Here is an 18919-nt window from a genome sequence, read left to right on the forward strand (position 1 = left end):
CGAAAGGCAAATCGCCTGAGCCACCGAGGTTTTGAAGTCCAATCTGGTGACCCCGGTCACTTTTTGCTCATGATCCCCAACACATAACGGATGAATAACATCTTTGTGACGAGAGTGTAATTTTTGCTCATGACCTGCGGGAACACGCCGGACTATCTCACATTCTGGACATGAGTCGAGGAAATCTGCCGGATGACGCCTCCCCCGCTCCCCTTGTACGGTCGGTCCCGGTTCGAATCCACCGAACCACCACCGGACCGCCGCCGCTGAGTCTGCCCCGCGGGAACCGGTGCCTACGAAGATCTTCGGAGGGGTAGAAGCACCGCACACCCCATCACGACACGAAGTGTCGAGGAAGTGCTGGTGCCGCGAGCGGGAGAGGACCCACAGCATGACCACACCGTTGACCAAGCGCGCCCTTCGTACCGTCGTCGTGACCGGCGCACTCGCCGCCGTTCCGCTCGGCCTCGCCGCCGGGACGGCGTCTGCTGCACCCCACAACTGGGACGGTGTCGCGCAGTGCGAAAGCGGTGGCAACTGGGCGATCAACACCGGAAACGGGTACTACGGCGGCCTGCAGTTCTCACAGAGCACCTGGGAGGCCAACGGCGGTACCGGGAACGCGGCCCACGCCTCGAAGGCGGAGCAGATCCGGGTCGCCGAGAACACGCTGCAGACCCAGGGCCCAGGTGCGTGGCCCACCTGCGGCCAGTACCTGACCACTGAGAGCGCACCGGCGGCACCCGCACCGGAGGCGCCTGGCGCCCCGGTCCTACCCGATGCCCCCATCGCCGAGGTGCCGGCTCTCCCGGTCGAGGTCCAGCAGGCCATCGACGCTGCGGGCGATCTCGCCGCGCAGCAGGGCTTCGACGCACAGTTCTCACAGCTCGTCAGCATCGCCGGACTCTGACACTGCCGATCGACGACACTGCCCGATCAACGACGAGGTCCCGCCCATGGGCGGGACCTCGTCGAGGCATGTGGCCTTGCGCCACGGTGCGTCAGAGCCGGTGATCAGCCGCCACTCGACTGGTAGCTCTCGACCGCACGCTGCACCCGCGCGAGGGCATTGCCGTAGGCGTCGAAGTCGCCACTGCGCTGCGCGTTCGCGAGCTCATCGAGCGCCGAATCCAGTTCGGTCACCGCAGCCTCACGGCTTGCCGGTGGCACCGCCACCGGGGGCGATCCCGGTTCCGGTTGCTGACCTTCGTCGGGCACCGCACCCTCGACCGTCTCGGAGCGAGTATCGTCCTCGACCTCAGCGCTCGACACCGCTGACCCACCGGGAGCCGTCGCGACGTCGCCTACACCTGGACCGAACACCTGATCCAAGGCCGCAGCCAGGGTCGGTGCGTAACCGATCCGCACGCCGCCGCCCGAACCCGGCTCACGGTAGCTGACCAGCACACGCGAGAGCTGCGGGAACGTCGATGTACTGCCCGCTGTCGGGTTGCGCTCGGTGTACATCGGCTGGACGTACAGGATGCCGCCCTCGGCAATCGGCAACGTGAGCAGGTTGCCGTACTGGATCCGGTTGGATCTTTCGAGCAGCGTCCGCTCGGAGGCGACACGAGTGTCGGAGATCATCGCGTTCTGTGTCTGCTCCGGACCGAAGGTCTGCGTATCGGTCGGTAGTTGCAGGATCGTGAACTGCCCGTAGTTCTCCGGATCTGCCTCCACCGAGATGTACGCAGACAGGAACTGACGGTTGTAGCCCACCATCGCGGACGTCAACCGGAATCTGGCGTCGGCGGTCTCCTCATCACCCATCAACAGGTAGTACGGCGGCTGATTGGCGGTGGTGTCCACCGTCGGGTCTGCCGGGACCGACCAGAACGCGTTGTTGGTGAAGAACTCGAGCGGCTCGTCGACGTGGTACTTGGCGAGCATCTCCCGCTGAACCTTGAACAGATCCTCCGGGTAGCGGAAGTGCGAGCGGAGCTCGTCGGAGATCTGATCCTGCGCAGTCACTGCATCCGGGAAGACCCCCATCCAGGCATTGAGAACGGGATCCTGCTCGTCGACCTGGTAGAGCGTGACCGTGCCGTCGTACGCGTCGACGGTCGCTTTCACCGAATTGCGAATGTACGAGACTTCCTTGCGAGGCAGCAGACGTCCGGTGTTCTGATCGATGCTGTCCTCGAGGAGACCTTCGAGCGAGCTGCGCTGGGCATACGGATAGTTGTCGAGCGTGGTGTACGCGTCGACGATCCACACGATGCGGCCATCCACTGCTGCCGGGTAGGCGTCGCCGTCGGCGGTGAGCCACGGCGCAACCTTGGTTACGCGGTCGCGGGGGTCGCGGTTGTACAGAATCTTCGAGTCGCCACCGATCGCGCTGGAGAAGAGGATATTGCGCTCGGCATATGTCGCGGCGAATGCGAACCGGTTGATCCAGTTGCCGATATCGACGCCGCCCTCACCGGTGTAGGTGTAGGTCTCGGTGTCGGTGTCGTACTCGCGCGGTGCTGCGCCCTCACTACCACCGACGATCGCGTAATCGGGATCGGCCTCGGCGATCACCTCACCGAAGTAGATGCGCGGCTGTTCGACGGGGATGACCTGGTTGCCTGCCGCCTGCGAGGCGAGGTCGCTGATCATATAGACCGGGTAGCCGCTGTTGCTGTTCGCAGCTTCTTCCGCCGAGGTACTGGCGGCGGCGTTGACCCGATTCGCAGGAGCGGCGACCAGACCGTTGCCGTGGGTGTACACGGTGTGGCGGTTGATCCAGTCGGTCTGGTTCCCGGTCAGGCTTGTCGGAGACAACTCACGTGCGGCGACGATGTAGTCCTCGACACGACCGTCGACCTCGTAACGGTCGATATCGAGAGACTCGGGGTAGCCGTAGAAGTTCTTGAGCTGAGTCTGCTGAGTAAACGTACGTGGGAGCACATTCGGGTCGAGTAGTCGGGTGTTCGCGATCGTCGTGATGTCGGCGGGAACCTCTTCGGGAGAGACGGTGCCTACCCCGGGATAGTCCTCATACGTGACCTTGTCGTCGGTGATCCCGTATGCCTCACGCGTGGCCGCGATGTTCCGTTCGATGTACTCGCGTTCCTTGTCGGCGGCGTTCGGCCGGACGGAGAACTGCTCGACCATGAGCGGGTAGATCGCGCCGACGAGAATCGACGACAGCACCAGAAGCGCCGTTGCAAGAGCGGGGATCCGCAGATCGCGGAACACGATCGCCGCGAAGAACGCGATCGCACAGATGATGGCGATCGCCATCAGGATCAGCTTGCCGGGCAGAACTGCATTGATGTCGGTGAAACCTGCGCCGCTGAACGTGGGTTCCTTCCGGCCGCTCCACAGCAGTTCGTACCGGTCCAACCAGTAGGCCACCGCTTTGAAAGCGACGAACAGGCCTGCAAGGACTGCCAGCTGAATCCGAGCTGCATTGGAGATGTGGCCACCACTACCGCCCCGCCCCGCGAGGCGGATTCCGCCGAAGATGTAGTGGGTGACCAGACTCGCGAAGAACGACAGGATGATCGCGACGAACAACCAGTTGAGGACGAAACGGAAGAACGGCAGGTCGAACGCGTAGAACCCGACGTCCAAGCCGAACTGGGGGTCGGTGGTGCCGAACGATCCCCCGTTGAAGAACATCTGGACCGTCACCCAGCTCGACTGGGCGATGAGGCCGGACAACACGCCGATGCCGATCGGAATACCGAGCCCGAAGGCGCGCATCCGGGTCATGACCGTCGTGCGATACCGCGCGATCGGATCACCGGGACCGGCTGTCGGCACGAACACCGGACGCGATCGGTAGGCAAGGAACAGTGCAAGCCACAGCACCGCCGCAACAAAAAGGCCGACGACGAAGAACAGCACAACTCGCGTCAGGAGAACTTTGACGTACACGCCGCGGAAATCGACGGAGCCGAACCACAGCCAATTGGTATAGGTATCCAGGATTCTCGGGCCGAGAAGCAGCAGCACGGCCACCACCAAGGCGAGAATCAACAGAGCTTTGCTCCGCTTCGACAGACTCGGTACTCCGGTCGGGGGCCTCATGCCCACGTGCCACGCTCCCAACTCGTACGGCGACGCGGTGATCCGCGCCGTCTCCACCTCGTGTCACAACCCGGTGACCGTTTCGCCCTACTCTACGGAAACCGCGCGCCGCGGGTGCACCCACCGCTCCGGTGGACACATCCGGGTCTTCCGGATGTCAGGATAGGCATGTGAACGATCACCTTCCTGTTCCTTCCCCCGATGCGCTCTCACATGCCGTCCACGAGATCATCGATTTCGTCGATGCGGAGGGCTGGGACCGACCTCCGGTGATGTTCGCCCTCGTCCCCACTGCCTTGCTCGCAGCCGCGGAGCCGACCCTCAGCGACCAACTCGACGACGGCCACCAGTACACGCCGGTCGTCCAGGATCTGCTGCCCGACGACATCGAGGGCGGCAGTCCCGCACTGGAGGAGTTCCTCGCGACCACAAGCTGGCCGGCTTCGGTATCCGGCTGTGCGCTGGTGCAAGAGATCGTCGTGCTCCCCCCTGCCGCGGAAACCGACCTGGATGAGGCGCTCGTCCCCCTGCTCGCCGACAGACATGCTGCCGACGATGCCGCCCTCGGCGCAGCACATGCGCACCCGGATCGCCGCGAGGCGCGTCTGATCTCGGCGGTGCTACGCGACGGCCCGTCGATGAGCCTGCTCGAGCTGCGCCCCACCGACGACGATCCGTTCGCGGGCGCCGAACTGCGAGTCGCCGACGACCTCGCGCCGAATGTCGTCGAAGCGTTGTATGCGACGCTCGAGGCGGGCGAGGACGACTGAGCGGGGCACCCCGGCCACACCCGGTCACCGGGAATCAGCCGCAGGTGGGCGCGTCGCCTCCGGAGGTGACGGCCTCGAGTGCGTCGATTGCACCGTCGAGCGTTTCCACCTCGATCAGCCGGATACCGTCGGGCGTGTCGGACAGCGCTTCGGCGCAGTTGTCGGCCGGAACCAGGAAGAACTCGGCGCCGCCCTCGGCGGCCGCGGTCAACTTGTGGGTGATGCCGCCGATCGGCCCCACGACACCGTCGGAATCGATGGTGCCGGTACCTGCGACGTGCTTTCCACCGTTGAGTTCGCCCTCGCTGAGTTTGTCGACGAGGGCGAGGCTGAACATCAGGCCCGCCGACGGACCACCGACGTCGGCGAGGTTGAACGTGACGGAGAACGGGACATCCGGGAGTTCCTCGGTGCCGATTCCGAGAAAGCCCTTGTCGGGGTCGCTGGGGCGTCCCCCCACCGTGACGGGAACAATCTCCTCGACGCCGTCCCGTTCGACCGTGATCTCCAGATCACTGCCCGGCGCGGTGTCGCCGACCACGCGCTGGACCTGGCCGGCGGTGCTGACCACCTCACCGCCCACTGCGAGGATTCGGTCGCCTTCATGCAGCAGATCCGTTGCCGGGGCGTCATCGGCCACCTGCGCAACTCGGAGCGTGACGGGCATGTCCAGATAGTGGAGCGCAGCGAGTTCGGCACTCCGCTCGGACTGCGCGAACTGTGCGTGATCTGCCGCCTTGACCTCGTCCTTGCTACGCGTCGGCGGGTACACCTGTTCGCGCGGCGCGAGACCGTAGCGTCCGCTGAACCAGGCCAGGACCGTCTGGGCGAGCGTGAGGTTGTCGGTGACCCCCACCGTGGTCATGACCAGTTCGCCGGTAGTGGGGTCGGATTCGACACCCTCGATTTCGATGACCGGTGTCCCCTCGACCTCGCCGAGCGTGTCGAAGGTCGGCCCCGGACCGAGCGCAACATAGGGCACACGCACATTGAATGCCAGCACCGCGAGGACCAATACCGGGAGCAGAACGGCAAGGGGCAGCACGAAGCGTCGATTCACCCGGCCAGGGTAGCGGGCGCGCGCTGTTCGCGTTCAGCGTGACCACACCGGCCGTTTCCGACTCCGTCCCCTTGTACCGTTGACGGTATGAGCGACACCCCCTTCGGATTCTCCAACCCCGACGACGATCCCGACCGCAAGAAGGACGGGGGGTCCGACGGCGGTGCAAGCGGCTCCGAGGGCGGATTCCCGTTCGGTTTCGGAGTTCCCGGCAGCGGCGGCGACAACCCGTTCGGTGCGCAGGGCTTCGATCCGTCCCAGTTCGGGCAGATGCTGAGCCAGTTCGGCCAGATGCTCAGTGGCATGGGCAGCGCTATGGGTACAGGTGAGTCCGGTCCGGTCAACTACGACGTGGCCACCAAGCTGGCCCGTCAGCAGATCGGATCGGTGACCCCCGTGTCGGCGGGCGCGACGGACGCTGTGCGCGACGCTGCGCGCCTCGCAGAATTGTGGCTCGACGCCGCGACCACACTCCCCGCCGGCGCCACGAAGGCCGTCGCATGGACGCCGGTCGACTGGCTCGACAACACACTCGACACATGGAAGCGCCTCGCCGATCCGATCGCGGAGCAGGTCAACGGCATGATGGCGCAGGGTCTTCCCGAGGAGGCCCGAGCAATGGTCGGGCCGATGATGGGCATGTTCGCCCAGATGGGAGGCATCGCTTTCGGCTCGCAACTCGGCCAGGCGCTGGGTCAGCTTTCGAAGGAAGTGCTGACCTCGACAGACATCGGTATCCCGCTCGGTCCCGAAGGCACGGTGGCCCTGATGCCCGCGGCCATCGAAACGTTCGGTGAGGGTCTCGAACAGCCGGCTCAGGAGGTACTGGTCTTCCTTGCGGCACGCGAATCCGCCCACCAGCGGCTCTACAGTCATGTGCCGTGGTTGCGCCAGCGCTTGCTCGGTGCGGTCGAGGAATACGCGCGCGGAATCAAGATGGATTTCTCGGCGATCGAGGATCTTGCGCAGGGCATCGATCCGGCGGCGCTGACCGACCCGTCGAAGATCCAGGAGCTCCTGGGCCAGGGCGCGTTCGAACCTCAGACCACGCCGGAACAGAAGGCCGCGCTCGAGCGGCTGGAGACGATGCTCGCGCTGGTCGAAGGCTGGGTAGAGATAGTCGTCTCCGACGCTCTCGGTGATCGCCTCCCCGGGGTCGCAGCGCTGAGCGAGACTCTCCGCCGTCGACGCGCAACGGGTGGTCCCGCAGAGCAGACCTTTGCGTCGTTGGTGGGCCTCGAACTCCGGCCTCGGAAGCTGCGGGAGGCCGCGACGCTGTGGCGACGCCTCACCACCGATGCGGGTGCCGACGCACGCGACAAGGTCTGGGCACACCCCGACCTGCTTCCGGATTCCTCCGACCTCGACAATCCCACCGCGTTCGTCGACCGGGTGATCGGGGGCGGAACCGATGCATTCGACGATCCCATCGCGCAGCTGAAGGCGACCATGGAACGCGAGAAGGCCGAACGCGACGAAAATTCGGACGACGAGAATCCCGACGCGTCGAACTGAGACCTCTTTGCTCTGGTCACAGGCGTTCAGCCCTGTGGATAACTCGGTGATCTGCCCTCGGCCGGAGCACCGCGGCTGCGATGCTTCCCGGTATGACCAGTTCCGTTCGTGCCCAAGCGCAGGTTGACACCGGTAGCGACACCGCCCTTTCGTTCGATCCCGCACTACTGGTGTTGAGACGCGCCGACGGTCGCGTGCAGGTGGGATGGGGACCCGAGACCGGTCGCGTCATCGTGCCGCCCGAGGGTCTCGACGAATTCGATGTGCGGACCGTCCTGCAGTTGCTGGACGGTGCGCACACGGACGACGAACTCGTCGAGACCGCAGTCGAGCGAGGCGCCGATGCCGCCGGCGTCCGGTTGTTGCTCGACGATCTAGTGGCAACCGGACTCGTCCGAGGGTCGGCATCGGCCAAGACCCGTGTCGCCCCGACGCCTCCGCATCGGATCAGGCTCTACGGCGATGGCCCGCTCGCCGATGCACTGTGCGCGCAGCTGTCGTTGCGGGACACCAAATGGTCCCGGTCGGGTAGATACACCGGCGACGAACGTCTCCAGGAGGGTCTCGCGTGCGTGGTCCTCGCCGATATCCAGGTGCCCGATCCGCTCGTTGTGCGCGACCTCATGCAGCACCGGGTCCCGCATCTTGTGGTCCGCACACGGGACGGGCGCGGAATCGTCGGTCCATTCGTCGTCCCTGGCAGCACGAGTTGCTTACGGTGCGCTGACCTGACCCGCACGGATCTCGATCCATCGTGGCCCGTTCTCGCCGCCCAGCTGTGGGACCGGCCCGGTCACGCGGATCGCGCGGTGGTTCTCGCCACCGCTGCCATCGCACTGGCCGAGCTCGATGTAATTCTTGCCGGGTCCCTGCCGCTCGCTGTGGCCGATCACACCGTGGAGATCGATCTGTCGTCGTTCCGGCTGTCGAAGCGCCGCTGGTTCCGTCACCCCGACTGCGAGTGTTCGATGTGACCGCCCCGGGTGGAAGATGATGTGGGGCCGGTCAGGCATGATGGTGTGCGTGGCCGACATCCCTCGCAAAAGCTCTTCCCGCACCGCCAAACTCGCGAGCATTCCGTTGGGGATCGCGGGACGCGCCGCGATGGGCTTCGGTAGGCGTCTGGCAGGGGGCGATCGCGACGAGATCGACGCCGAGATGGCGGCGAAGGCCGCGGAGCAGCTGTTCACCGTGCTCGGCGAGCTCAAGGGTGGCGCCATGAAGCTCGGGCAAGCGCTCAGCGTGATGGAGGCTGCGGTCCCCGAGGAACTCGCCGAACCGTATCGAGAGGCCCTCACCAAACTCCAGGCGGAGGCGCCACCGCTGCCCGCAAAGGCCGTGCACCACGTACTCGACCAGCAGCTCGGCACCAAGTGGCGCGAACGCTTCACCTCGTTCGACGATGTGCCGACCGCGTCGGCCAGCATCGGTCAGGTGCATCGGGCGGTGTGGTCCGACGGGCGGAAGGTTGCGGTGAAGGTGCAGTACCCGGGCGCCGACGAGGCGCTGCGCGCAGACCTCAAGACCCTGTCGCGGTTCGCGAGCCTGTTCTCGACCGTGATGCCGGGCACCGACGTCCGCGCGATCCTCGACGAACTCTCGGCGCGCACCGAGGAGGAGCTCGACTACCGCATCGAGGCCGACAATCAGCGTGCGTTCTCGAAGGCCTTCGACGACGACCCCCAGTTCTTCGTACCTCGCGTGGTCGCAAGCGCACCCAAAGTCACTGTCACCGAATGGCTTTCCGCTACCCCCTTGTCCTCGATCATCACCGGCGGGACACAGGAGCAACGCAATCGCGCGGGCGCTCTGCTCGCCGAGTTCCACTTCTCCTCCCCGTCGCGAGTGGGGATGCTGCACAGCGATCCGCACCCGGGCAACTTCATGTTGCTCGACGACGGACGGCTCGGCGTCATCGATTTCGGCGCCACCGCCGCGATGCCGGATGGTTTCCCGCCGGTATTGGGCCGGATGGTCCGGCTCGCCCTCGACGAGCGGTTCGACGAGCTGACGCAACTGCTGTACGACAACAAGTTCGTGTTGCCCGGCCGGACCGTGACGGACCGGGAGATCGCGGACTATCTCCGCCCGTTCACCGACCCCATCCGGACAGAGTCGTTCCACTTCACCCGATCGTGGTTGCAGCAGGTCGCGGGTGTGGCCACCGACTTCTCCGGTCCTCAGTTCCGGACCGCCCGCACGTTGAATCTTCCGCCGGAGTATCTCAGTGTCTTCCGGGTCCTGTTGGGCTCGGTGGGGATCTGCGCTCAACTCGACGCGTACGCGCCCTACATGCGAATACTCACCGAGTGGCTGCCGGGGTTCGTCGACGAGTGACCGGCCTGGGCGGGCGAGGCCGGACGCCTCGCCCGCCCAGGGCGGTCATGCACACACCAATTCCTTCTCCGGATCGGTGACGACGGGATGCTTGCGGGGACGCCCGCGAGGACGCTTACGTGCGACGATCGCGCCGCGGTCGAGGATCTCGCCGCCCCATACTCCCCAGGGTTCCTCGCGGTCGAGAGCGGCTGCGAGACACCGCGAACGCACGGGACATGCGGAACACAGTGCCTTGGCGCGTTCGAGGTCAGCGGGTGTGTCCGCGAACCACAGGTCCGGGTCGTAGTTGTGGCACGGCAGGATCCCGGCACGTGCACCGGTCTCTTGGTCGGAATCGTGCGGGGCGGTCGACAGGGTGTCGCTCGGCACGAGAGCTCCTTTTCGATGGTTCGGATTGAATGCGGTGCGAACCCGGCCGAAAAGCAGTGAGGCCACGGTCCGCTGGGCGGGGTCCGTGGCCTGGAATCGGAATCGTCTACCGGAGGCGAACCTCGGGCAGACCCCTGACCACGGACGAAACAGCTGCGGCACGCACACGACGGGCGCGCGGAGCAGCCACGTCGGCTGCGCCGGCGGCGGCAGCGATGAGTGCGAGCGCTGTGAAGCCGAGCATCGGTGCTACCTCCTGCCATGGTTCGTGCACGGGCTCTCCCGTGACATCGTCATCCACAGTAGTGACGTCCCCATGGATGACACAAGTTATTTTCTACCTGCGGTTTCACACCTCCGCGGCGGTTACGGTGGACGCATGACACTCGCGACGACGAGATTCATCCCAGTGCTCGATTGCCCCGACCCGCGCGCCCTCGCCGATTTCTATCGCGACCTGCTCGGCTGGCGGCTCGTGAAAGACCGCGACGACTGGTTCGAGCTTGCCCGTGACGACAGCACCGCGATCGCATTCCAACTCGCCCCCGACTTCGTTCCACGACGATGGCCGGAGGAAGGTGTTCGCGCCCACCTCGACTTCAGCGTTCCGAATCTCGACGAGGCCGAGGGAGTTGCACTCGGCCTCGGCGCCACCCGTGTTCTCGGCCCATCGACAGCCCCGACGTTTCGCGTATTCCGTGACCCGGCGGGCCACTACTTCTGCCTCTGTGCCTGCTGACAGGACTTCGGGTCGCCGAACTGCAGATCGATGACCGAGAGCCGGCCGAGACCGTATTGCAACCGACCGAACACCGTCACGCAACCCCCGCGCTCCTGTCGAATGCGACGATCGGTTGATGCGGAAGTTGTGCGTGAGGTCAATGTTACGTGTGTTGTCTGCGTCGTCGGTTACAGTACTGGCCTCGAGCATCGGGTTCGGCGGGCTCGCCGCGGCTCAGCCAACCGCGGAACCACAGCCGCCTGGAGCCAGCGCGGTGTCGGATATCGCTCCACACGTGGTGGAGACCCGGGAGATCTCCCCCACCCACACCGTCGTCGACGTCTACTCGCCCGCAATGAATCGGGTGATCTCCAACGACGTTCTCCGGCCCGCACACGGCGGCTCGCTACCTACGTTGTACCTGCTCAACGGTGCTCTCGGCGGTGAGGACGGAGTCGGCTGGATGAACAACTCACAGGTGCCCGCGTTCTTCGCTGACAAGAACGTGACCGTCGTGCTGCCGATCGGCGGACGTTTCAGCTTCTACACCGATTGGGGAAGCTCCGATCCGATCCTCGGCATCAATATGTGGGAGACGTATCTGACTCGGGAACTGCCCGGCGTGATCGACCGCGAGTTCGGCGGGACCGGACTGAACGCAGTCGCGGGGTTGTCGATGAGCGGTGGGCCCGCTCTCGATCTGGCGATCCAGGCGCCCGATCTGTACCAGGCTGCGGCATCGTTCAGCGGATGCCCTGCACCGAGCAACCTCCTTGCCAGCGTGGGTATCTCGACCATGATCGCCAGCGGACTGAACAATCCGCTCAACATGTGGGGCCCTCCCGGCAGCCGCGAGTGGCGCGCACACGACCCCGCGTCCAACGCCGCGAAACTGGCAGGCACCGCCGTGTATGTCAGCGCATCACGCGGTGCCGTCGGTGTCGTGGACCGGATCCCGGAAGGCGCGATACCGCCGATCGGCGGGATGGTCGTCGAAGCACTCGTCCACCGGTGCACCACCATGTTCGTCGATGCGCTCGAAGCAGCGGGTGTCCCCGCGACGGTGTCGTTGCGCGACACCGGCGCGCACACGTGGGCGCTGTTCGAAGATCAGCTCCGCGAAGCGTGGAGCACCACGATCGCCCCTGCGCTGCAGACAGGATGAGCCGGCCGGGTCCCGACTCGAGTCCTACAGATCGAGGGTGTCGCCTGCCCGCTCACCGCGCACGAGTGCGAGTACGTCGGCCCCGAACTGTTCGAGTTTCCTCGCGCCGATCCCCGGGATGGCGACGAGCGCCCGATTGTCGGCGGGTTGTTGTTCTGCGATCGCGACCAACGTGTTGTCGGTGAACACCACATAAGCAGGAACCGAGAGTTCCTTGGACCGGTCGCGTCGCCAGTCCTTCAATGCCACCAGCAAGTCCTCGTCGAGGTTCGATGGGCACCCTTCGCACCGGCCGAGTTTCGTGGACGTCGACGTCATCAACGGCTTGCCACAGACCCGGCATTGCGGCCGCTTCCTTTTCGACGGTGCCGGTTCGATGATCTTCGATGCCGGCGAACTGTCGGGGATCAACCCCAGCAGGAATCGTGATCGGCGCCGGGTCTTCCGCCCACCCTCGGTACGCGACAACGCCCACGAGAGCTGCAGATGCACACGCGCGCGCGTCACACCCACATACAGCAGCCGACGTTCCTCCTCGAGTCCGGCGTCGTCGGGTGCGGTGTCCTTGTCGCCGGTGACGTGCGTGATCGGCAACATGCCGTCGGTGAGCCCGACGAGGAACACGGCATCCCACTCGAGCCCCTTCGCCGCATGCAACGACGCGAGGGTCACGCCCTGTACGGTCGGTGGCTGCCTTGCTTCGGCCCGTGCCGCAAGATCGCGCAGCAGGCTCGCGAGAGTGAGGTCCGGCTCGTGTTCGAGGAGTTCCTCGGTGAGCTGGGCGAGAGCGGTGAGCGAGGCCCACCTCTCGCGCGCCTGGGTACCGGAGGGTTCGGAGTCTGTCAGCCCGAGCGGAACGAGGGTAGCCCGGACCAGATTCACGAGGTTGGTTCCGCGATCCGCGTCCTCGGGCAGATCGTCGCGAGCCGCGGTCTGGCGCAGGGCGTTCACGGCCTGGCGCACCTCGGCACGCTGGAAGAACCCTTCGCCTCCGCGAACCTGATAGGGAATGCCGGTCTCTGTGAATGCCTGCTCGTAGGCCTCGGACTGAGCGTTGATCCGATACAGGACGGCGATCTCGGATGCCGGCACACCCTCACGCAGCAGCCTGGCGATGGCCTTCGCGACAGCTTTCGCTTCGGCGGGCTCGTCGTCGTACTCGGCGAAGACCGGTTCGGGCCCCGCGGGACGCTGTCCGATCAGCTGGAGCCTGGTCCCGGCGATCCGGCCCCGAGCTTGACCGATCACCCGATTCGCAAGGTCCACGACTTGCGGAGTGGATCGATAGTCGCGCTCGAGCCGGACCATGGTGGCCTCGGGGAAGCGCCGGGAGAAGTCGAGCAGATACTTGGGCGACGCTCCCGTGAACGAATAGATCGTCTGGTTGGCGTCGCCGACCACCGTCAGATCGTCCCGGTCGCCGAGCCATGCATCGAGCACGCGCTGCTGCAACGGAGTGACGTCCTGGTATTCGTCGACGACGAAGCAGCGATACCGGTCGCGAAACTCCTCCGCCACCGTCGTGTTTCCTTCGAGAGCGCCGGCAGTCTGTAGCAACAGATCGTCGAAGTCGAGATAGATGCCGTCTTCGCCCCGGTTCTTGAGCGATTCGTATCCTGCGTAGACCTTCGCGACCCGCTCGGCGTCGGCGGGTGGCTCACGGCGTGCCCGGGCTGCGGCCGCGGGGTAGTCCTCAGGCGCGTGGAGTGACCCTTTCGCCCATTCGATCTCGGACAGGAGGTCGCGGACCGTGTCGGTGTCGGTCGCAAAACCAGCGCGGTGCGCTGCCTGCGACACCACCGCGAACTTGCGGTCGAGGAGGTGCCATGGGATGTCGCCGACGACCTGCGGCCAGAAGTAACGCAGTTGCCGAAGGGCGGCGGCGTGGAAGGTGCGCGCCTGTACCTGAGGGCCCGCCCCGCCGACACCGAGCTCCCGGAGGCGCGAACGCATCTCGCCCGCGGCGCGCGCCGTGAAGGTCACAGCGAGGACCTGCCCGGCCGAAACATGGCCGTCGGAGACGAGGTGGGCGATCCGGCGTGTGATGGTGCGCGTCTTGCCGGTACCCGCGCCTGCGAGAACGCACACCGGACCTCGGGGTGCGAGGACTGCTGCTGCCTGTTCCGGGTCGAGACCGTCCACCGCCGCTTCCACACGCATGGCCCCCATCATGGCAGTGCCGACCGACATCGCGACCCACCGGCGTCATCACCGTGAGCGCCGCCTGTGTCGGGGAACACATTTCGCAGAATCCGGAACAGATCGGTGCTCATACGACGTTGTCGCCGTCATGACGACCCTCGATAGGACATCGACCGACACGCCTCCGCTGACCATCTACTCCACCACGTGGTGCGGCTACTGCAAGCGACTGAAGAAGCAACTCGACGAGAACGGTATCGCTTACGCCGAGATCGATATCGAGTCCGATCCCGCGGCCGCCGAGTTCGTCGGAAGTGTCAACGACGGCAATCACGTCGTCCCGACGGTGAAGTACGCGGACGGCACCACCGCGACGAATCCGCCGCTGTCCGCCGTCAAGCGGGCACTGGGTCTGTAACGCCCGCAGAGTCGAGCGGGCAGCGCCGAGCGAGGACCTGCACCGCCCGGCTCATTCGGTCGGCAGTCGTTCACCGGGAGCCGGAACGGCCGACTCCGCAGCCCGGCTCACCGCCTCCCATGCCGACCAGGTATCGATGCGCCGTTGCGCTGCATCGATGGCAGCGTCGAGCACCGCGCTACCGAGAATGAGACGCAAAGGCGGCTCATCACTGTCCACGAGTGCACTGATCGCCTTTGCCGCGAGCGCCGGTTCACTGTCGATGGCGGTATCGGCGAACTGTTCGGTGATGTCGGCGCGGAGCTGCGCGTAGTCGGCGCACGGTTCGGTGAACCCCATACCCGTGTAGAGATCGGTCCAGTATCCGCCGGGTTCGACGATGGTGACATCGACGCCGAAGCCCGCGAGTTCCGCCGCAAGTGCCTCACTCGCACCTTCGAGTGCGAACTTGCTGGCGCTGTAGATTCCCGAGGTCGGTCCGGTCACGACGCCGCCGATGCTCGAGATCTGCACGAGGTGACCGCCCCGCTGACGCCTCATGACACCCGCGACCGCCTGACCGACCCACAGCGCTCCGAAGAAGTTGGTCTCCATCTGCGCGCGCACCTGCGCTTCGTCGAATTCCTCGACGAATCCGGACCACATCGTTCCGGCATTGTTGATCGCGATGTCGATGCGACCGAAATGTGCGACCCCGGCATCGACCGCCTCGAAGACCGCGGCGCGGTCTGTGACGTCCGTGGGAAGCCGGAGCACCCTGTCGTCGTCGAGATCGGCAACGGTCCCGATCCCGCGAGAAACCGCGACCACACGATCCCCTGCGGCGAGCGCTTCGTCGACGAATGCCCGGCCGAGCCCGCGGCTCGCTCCGGTGACGAACCACACGCGCTCCCCTGAATCGAATCGTGTCATCTGCGCCCTCCAGTCAAGACGAGACGGTCCGTCTCGTTGTGATTCACACCGTAGCTCCTTCCCGCATTCGCGTCAAGACGGTCCGTCTCGTCTCGTCAAACGTATGATCACGCTATGCCTTCCCTCGAACCGAACCGCTCACGACGCAACGCCGCCTCACACACCGCCATCCTCGATGCGGCCGTCGAACTCGTCGCCGAAGTCGGCTACGCCCGCCTGTCCATCGAAGCGATCGCCGCACGCGCGGGAGTCGGAAAGCAAACGATCTACCGGTGGTGGTCATCCAAGGGGTCGGTGCTGCTCGACGCATTCCTGCGCAAGCACACCGTTGAGGGACATGAGGATTCGCCGGGTCTGCCCGACACCGGCGATCTCACCGCGGACCTGCGAACGGTGATGCGCGCGACGATCGAGGAACTACACGACCCCACCTTCGAAAAGCCCCTCCGCGCGCTGACCGTCGCAGTCCTGACCGACGACGCACTCGCGAAGGAGTACCTGAAGCGATTCGAGGCACCGACGCGAGAACTCAAGAAGCAGCGGCTCCGGTCGGCGCAGGAAGCCGGTCAGCTTCCGGACGACCTCGACCTCGACGCCGCGCTCGACGCGATCTTCTCGCCGCTGACCCAGCGATGGCTGTTCCGGACCGGTCCGCTGACCCCCGACTACGCCGACCGGACCGTCGAGATCGCGCTGGACGGAATGCGACGAACCGGTTCGGTGATCAGCCGTTGACCCATCCGGAGATCAGGCCGCGCGCGATCGAGATCGAGCCGGGCAGCAACAACGGAGCCTCTTCGGAAGACGCCCAGTCTCCTGCAGCGAGCGCAGCGCGCACCTCCTCGCGCGTGAACCACCGCGCCTCCGCAATTTCACCGTCCAGAAACTCGACCCGCTGCTCCGGATCCGCCACGGCGGAGAAACCGAGCATCAGCGAGCGCGGGAACGGCCACGGCTGACTACCGAGATACTGCACGTCACGAACGTCGACGCCGACCTCTTCGCGGATCTCACGAACGACGCAGGCTTCGAGTGACTCCCCTGCCTCGACGAAACCCGCAAGCACGGAGAAACGACGCTCAGGCCACGACGGCTGGCGGGCAAGCAGGACCCGGCCATCGCCGTCGTGGACGAGACAGATGATGGCCGGATCGGTCCGGGGGAATTCCTCGTGCCCGGTGACCGTGCTGATCCGGGACCAGCCGGCGACCGTGGGCTCACTGGGGGAACCGTCGACAGCGCTGAACGCGGCCTGGTCGTGCCAGTTCAGCAGCGCCACTGCGCTGACCATCAGATCGGCATCGGAATCACCGAGATCTTCGCCGACCCGGCGAAGGTCGGCGACCGTACCGGTCTGCGCGAGGACCCGGACCGCCCACACGTGCGCACCGTCGCGAATCCCGAGGAAGACCGCGCCCGCAACCGGTTCGTGTCCCAGTTCGATCGCATCGGCGAGCACGAGAACCGATCCGTCCACAGGGGCCTGTCCACGGCGATCGATCCGCAAGAGCTTCGCTGTCGCCCATCCGGCACGAAGCGCGTCGACGTCGGATCGCAGTTCCTCGGCACGCTCGACCACGGTGCGCGACAACAGCGGTGTCTCACCCAATGCGAAAGCCCTCACACCGTGAACACTAACCACGCATAGCGCCGGAAGCCGAACCGGATACCAGCCGGATATACAGAAGCTTGTCGCCGGGCTCGATCGCATCGACTTCCGGAGAACCGATCCTCCACATGCGGCCGTCGCGCACCACCGCGAGAACGATGTCCTTGAGATGACGGGGCGAACCCCCTACTTCACTCTCGTCCACATCACGTTCGGCGATCGCGAAACCCGCCTCGGGCGTCAGCAGATCTTCGATCATCTCGACGACGTTCGGTGTGGTCGTGGCGATCCCGAGAAGCCGGCCCGCGGTCTCCGACGAGATCACCACCGAATCAGCACCCGACTGTCGCATCAGGTGGGTGTTCTCCGATTCGCGGATCGCTGCGACGATCTTCGCCTTCGGCGCGATCTCGCGCGCGCTGAGAGTCACCAGGACCGCGGTGTCGTCGCGGTTCGCTGCGACGATGACCGCGGCGGCGTGCTGGACACCCGCGAGTCGCAGCACGTCGGACTTGGTTGCCGAGCCCTGCACCGTGACGAGACCCTGCCGCTCGGCGGCTTCGAGCACGCGCGGGTCGGTGTCCACCACCACGATCTCGGACGGGGGGACCCCGTCGCCGAGCATCGCGTCGACGGCAGTATGCCCCTTGGTGCCGTAGCCGATCACGACGGTGTGATTACGCACGCGGAGCCTCCATCACTGAATCTCGAATGCCTGTCGGGGAGCATCGGCCGGCCCGGTGTGTCGTACCGGCCAGAACGGCAGCCTACGCGCCGGGCACTAGTGTGGCGTGCATGTCCACGCAACGTTCCCGCGGCCCCGCGCTGCGGCTTGCCGCGCTCCTCACCGGCGCCGGTGTCATGCACTTCGTCCTGCCCGCGCCGTTCGACGGCATCGTGCCGAAACAGTTGCCGGGCGAGGCTCGTCACTACACCTACGCATCGGGTGTCGCCGAGCTGGCCGTCGCGACGACGCTGGCGGTCCCCCGCACCCGCCGGCTCGGTGGCACCCTCGCCGCGGCGTTGTTCGTCGCAGTGTTCCCCGCGAACGTGCAGATGGCGATGAGCTGGCTTCGCAGCAAGCGCGTCTCCCCCGCAGCGAAGGCCGTGGCCGTGGCCCGTCTTCCCCTGCAGATCCCCCTTGTCACCGAAGCGTTGAAGGTCCGGCGTACCGCCCGGTGGTGACCTCCTCCTAACGGCGCGCCAGCAGGAGTTCGGTGAGCTCCGACGGACACACGAGTGCAGGCAGATGTCCGCTGTCGACAGTCTCCGGTTCGACGCCGAGCCTCTCGTTGGCCAACCTTGTGAGGAACGGAAGCGGAAAGAGCCGGTCGTGGCGCCCGGCGATCACTCTCACCGGCACGTCGGGCCAACCCTCCGCCTCCCACTGCGGTTCGAAAGCGTTGTCCGACAACCGACTCTCCTCACGCGCGAACGCTTGGTCGCGCAGCTCCACGGGCACATCATGGAAAAACAATTCCAGAGGGTCGGGTGCCGTGGCGGGATCGCGTCCGTCGAGGACGTCCTGGGTGCGCTTGGCCTCCTCGTGCCCGACGTTGCCCCACCACAGTCCGGGCGACTCGCCGGGTGCCGGGATCATCGGCGCCACCAGGACCAGTTCGTCGAGGGGAACACGCTCGGCGACGAGGACTGCGGTGAACGCCGACATCGACTGTCCCACGACGATCAGCGGTCGCTCGGCATCTCTGATCGCGGCGACCACGATGTCAGCATAGGTGCGCTGATCGGCCTGATCGTCGCCGTACGGAAGGTCGACCGGCATCGCCGTGTGTCCGCGCTGCGCGAGCAACGGCACCACCCGATGCCAGTACCACGAGTCGGAGCCCGCGCCCGGCAACAATACGAACGTCGACATCA

General features: G+C 65.8%; 18 protein-coding genes and 1 pseudogene. 10 read left to right on the top strand and 9 right to left on the bottom strand.

Features of this window, described 5'->3' with window-relative positions; genetic code table 11:
• Positions 1 to 391: 391 nt before the first annotated feature.
• On the top strand, positions 392 to 910 hold the full coding sequence (locus ACTDXD_RS00525; protein WP_440125286.1) for a transglycosylase family protein: 519 nt from the start codon (positions 392 to 394) through the stop codon (positions 908 to 910).
• A gap of 104 nt (positions 911 to 1014) precedes the next feature.
• Here ACTDXD_RS00525 and ACTDXD_RS00530 read toward each other — a convergent pair whose 3' ends face one another.
• Entirely contained in the window at positions 1015 to 4026 is a 3012-nt protein-coding gene (locus ACTDXD_RS00530) for a UPF0182 family protein (RefSeq protein ID WP_440125287.1), read from the bottom strand.
• A gap of 164 nt (positions 4027 to 4190) precedes the next feature.
• Here ACTDXD_RS00530 and ACTDXD_RS00535 point away from each other — a divergent pair, with 164 nt between their 5' ends.
• Positions 4191 to 4790 carry a PPA1309 family protein gene (locus ACTDXD_RS00535; RefSeq protein ID WP_440125288.1) on the top strand — a complete coding sequence of 200 codons (600 nt, stop codon included), beginning with the start codon at positions 4191 to 4193 and terminating at the stop codon, positions 4788 to 4790.
• 34 nt (positions 4791 to 4824) lie between these two features.
• On the opposite strand, the gene ACTDXD_RS00540 is transcribed toward ACTDXD_RS00535, so the two are convergent.
• Positions 4825 to 5850 carry a YlbL family protein gene (locus ACTDXD_RS00540; RefSeq protein WP_440125289.1) on the bottom strand — a complete coding sequence of 342 codons (1026 nt, stop codon included), beginning with the start codon at positions 5848 to 5850 and terminating at the stop codon, positions 4825 to 4827.
• An 87-nt stretch (positions 5851 to 5937) separates the two neighbouring features.
• Between ACTDXD_RS00540 and ACTDXD_RS00545 the strand changes: the two genes are divergently transcribed.
• The 3 genes from ACTDXD_RS00545 to ACTDXD_RS00555 all read left to right on the top strand — a co-directional run bounded on the left by ACTDXD_RS00545 (position 5938) and on the right by ACTDXD_RS00555 (position 9702).
• Positions 5938 to 7365 carry a zinc-dependent metalloprotease gene (locus ACTDXD_RS00545; RefSeq protein WP_440125290.1) on the top strand — a complete coding sequence of 476 codons (1428 nt, stop codon included), beginning with the start codon at positions 5938 to 5940 and terminating at the stop codon, positions 7363 to 7365.
• 92 nt (positions 7366 to 7457) lie between these two features.
• Complete coding sequence (locus ACTDXD_RS00550) at positions 7458 to 8339, top strand: TOMM precursor leader peptide-binding protein (RefSeq protein WP_440125291.1); 882 nt, start codon at positions 7458 to 7460, stop codon at positions 8337 to 8339.
• Between the two features lie 37 nt (positions 8340 to 8376).
• On the top strand, positions 8377 to 9702 hold the full coding sequence (locus ACTDXD_RS00555) for an ABC1 kinase family protein (protein WP_440127480.1): 1326 nt from the start codon (positions 8377 to 8379) through the stop codon (positions 9700 to 9702).
• Between the two features lie 45 nt (positions 9703 to 9747).
• Here ACTDXD_RS00555 and ACTDXD_RS00560 read toward each other — a convergent pair whose 3' ends face one another.
• Both ACTDXD_RS00560 and ACTDXD_RS00565 read right to left on the bottom strand, forming a co-directional pair.
• A complete protein-coding gene (locus ACTDXD_RS00560) occupies positions 9748 to 10059 on the bottom strand; it encodes a WhiB family transcriptional regulator (RefSeq protein ID WP_440127481.1) in 312 nt (103 codons plus the stop codon).
• 121 nt (positions 10060 to 10180) lie between these two features.
• The gene (locus tag ACTDXD_RS00565; RefSeq protein ID WP_440125292.1) at positions 10181 to 10348 is read right to left on the bottom strand and encodes a hypothetical protein; all 168 of its coding nucleotides are present in this window, start codon (positions 10346 to 10348) and stop codon (positions 10181 to 10183) included.
• 105 nt (positions 10349 to 10453) lie between these two features.
• Between ACTDXD_RS00565 and ACTDXD_RS00570 the strand changes: the two genes are divergently transcribed.
• Both ACTDXD_RS00570 and ACTDXD_RS00575 read left to right on the top strand, forming a co-directional pair.
• Positions 10454 to 10813, top strand: coding sequence for a VOC family protein (locus tag ACTDXD_RS00570; protein WP_440125293.1), 360 nt, complete (start codon positions 10454 to 10456; stop codon positions 10811 to 10813).
• 256 nt (positions 10814 to 11069) lie between these two features.
• Entirely contained in the window at positions 11070 to 11960 is an 891-nt protein-coding gene (locus ACTDXD_RS00575; protein WP_440125294.1) for an alpha/beta hydrolase, read from the top strand.
• A 24-nt stretch (positions 11961 to 11984) separates the two neighbouring features.
• Here ACTDXD_RS00575 and ACTDXD_RS00580 read toward each other — a convergent pair whose 3' ends face one another.
• Complete coding sequence (locus tag ACTDXD_RS00580) at positions 11985 to 14120, bottom strand: ATP-dependent DNA helicase UvrD2 (protein WP_440125295.1); 2136 nt, start codon at positions 14118 to 14120, stop codon at positions 11985 to 11987.
• A 130-nt stretch (positions 14121 to 14250) separates the two neighbouring features.
• Here ACTDXD_RS00580 and ACTDXD_RS00585 point away from each other — a divergent pair, with 130 nt between their 5' ends.
• A complete protein-coding gene (locus ACTDXD_RS00585) occupies positions 14251 to 14520 on the top strand; it encodes a mycoredoxin (RefSeq protein WP_440125296.1) in 270 nt (89 codons plus the stop codon).
• A 51-nt stretch (positions 14521 to 14571) separates the two neighbouring features.
• On the opposite strand, the gene ACTDXD_RS00590 is transcribed toward ACTDXD_RS00585, so the two are convergent.
• The gene (locus ACTDXD_RS00590; protein WP_440125297.1) at positions 14572 to 15432 is read right to left on the bottom strand and encodes an SDR family NAD(P)-dependent oxidoreductase; all 861 of its coding nucleotides are present in this window, start codon (positions 15430 to 15432) and stop codon (positions 14572 to 14574) included.
• 114 nt (positions 15433 to 15546) lie between these two features.
• Here ACTDXD_RS00590 and ACTDXD_RS00595 point away from each other — a divergent pair, with 114 nt between their 5' ends.
• Positions 15547 to 16167, top strand: coding sequence for a TetR/AcrR family transcriptional regulator (locus ACTDXD_RS00595; RefSeq protein ID WP_440125298.1), 621 nt, complete (start codon positions 15547 to 15549; stop codon positions 16165 to 16167).
• Here ACTDXD_RS00595 and nudC read toward each other — a convergent pair.
• Together nudC and ACTDXD_RS00605 are read right to left on the bottom strand one after the other, a co-directional pair.
• Entirely contained in the window at positions 16157 to 17056 is a 900-nt protein-coding gene (gene nudC, locus ACTDXD_RS00600; protein ID WP_440125299.1) for an NAD(+) diphosphatase, read from the bottom strand. The two genes, ACTDXD_RS00595 and nudC, sit on opposite strands and share 11 nt — an antisense overlap.
• A gap of 10 nt (positions 17057 to 17066) precedes the next feature.
• Positions 17067 to 17802 (bottom strand): annotated as a pseudogene (locus ACTDXD_RS00605) (potassium channel family protein); the annotation flags it as partial.
• A 34-nt stretch (positions 17803 to 17836) separates the two neighbouring features.
• On the opposite strand from ACTDXD_RS00605, the gene ACTDXD_RS00610 reads away from it, so the two are divergent.
• Positions 17837 to 18226 (top strand): DoxX family protein, encoded by a 390-nt coding sequence (locus ACTDXD_RS00610; protein ID WP_440125300.1) that lies wholly within the window; start codon positions 17837 to 17839, stop codon positions 18224 to 18226.
• A 7-nt stretch (positions 18227 to 18233) separates the two neighbouring features.
• Here the strand turns inward: ACTDXD_RS00610 and ACTDXD_RS00615 are convergent, their stop codons facing one another.
• Positions 18234 to 18917, bottom strand: coding sequence for an alpha/beta fold hydrolase (locus tag ACTDXD_RS00615; RefSeq protein WP_440125301.1), 684 nt, complete (start codon positions 18915 to 18917; stop codon positions 18234 to 18236).
• Positions 18918 to 18919: the final 2 nt, after the last annotated feature.

Origin of the sequence: Rhodococcus sp. SJ-3, assembly GCF_051918125.1 — a bacterium.
Classification (GTDB): domain Bacteria; phylum Actinomycetota; class Actinomycetes; order Mycobacteriales; family Mycobacteriaceae; genus Rhodococcus.

Coding starts and splice junctions, on each gene's coding strand:
- ACTDXD_RS00525 (WP_440125286.1), top strand. CDS start 392: ATGACCACACCGTTGACCAAGCGCGCCCTTCGTACCGTCGTCGTGACC.
- ACTDXD_RS00545 (WP_440125290.1), top strand. CDS start 5,938: ATGAGCGACACCCCCTTCGGATTCTCCAACCCCGACGACGATCCCGAC.
- ACTDXD_RS00550 (WP_440125291.1), top strand. CDS start 7,458: ATGACCAGTTCCGTTCGTGCCCAAGCGCAGGTTGACACCGGTAGCGAC.
- ACTDXD_RS00555 (WP_440127480.1), top strand. CDS start 8,377: ATGATGGTGTGCGTGGCCGACATCCCTCGCAAAAGCTCTTCCCGCACC.
- ACTDXD_RS00570 (WP_440125293.1), top strand. CDS start 10,454: ATGACACTCGCGACGACGAGATTCATCCCAGTGCTCGATTGCCCCGAC.
- ACTDXD_RS00580 (WP_440125295.1), bottom strand. CDS start 14,120: ATGCGTGTGGAAGCGGCGGTGGACGGTCTCGACCCGGAACAGGCAGCA.
- ACTDXD_RS00585 (WP_440125296.1), top strand. CDS start 14,251: ATGACGACCCTCGATAGGACATCGACCGACACGCCTCCGCTGACCATC.
- ACTDXD_RS00590 (WP_440125297.1), bottom strand. CDS start 15,432: ATGACACGATTCGATTCAGGGGAGCGCGTGTGGTTCGTCACCGGAGCG.
- ACTDXD_RS00595 (WP_440125298.1), top strand. CDS start 15,547: ATGCCTTCCCTCGAACCGAACCGCTCACGACGCAACGCCGCCTCACAC.
- ACTDXD_RS00610 (WP_440125300.1), top strand. CDS start 17,837: ATGTCCACGCAACGTTCCCGCGGCCCCGCGCTGCGGCTTGCCGCGCTC.
- ACTDXD_RS00615 (WP_440125301.1), bottom strand. CDS start 18,917: ATGTCGACGTTCGTATTGTTGCCGGGCGCGGGCTCCGACTCGTGGTAC.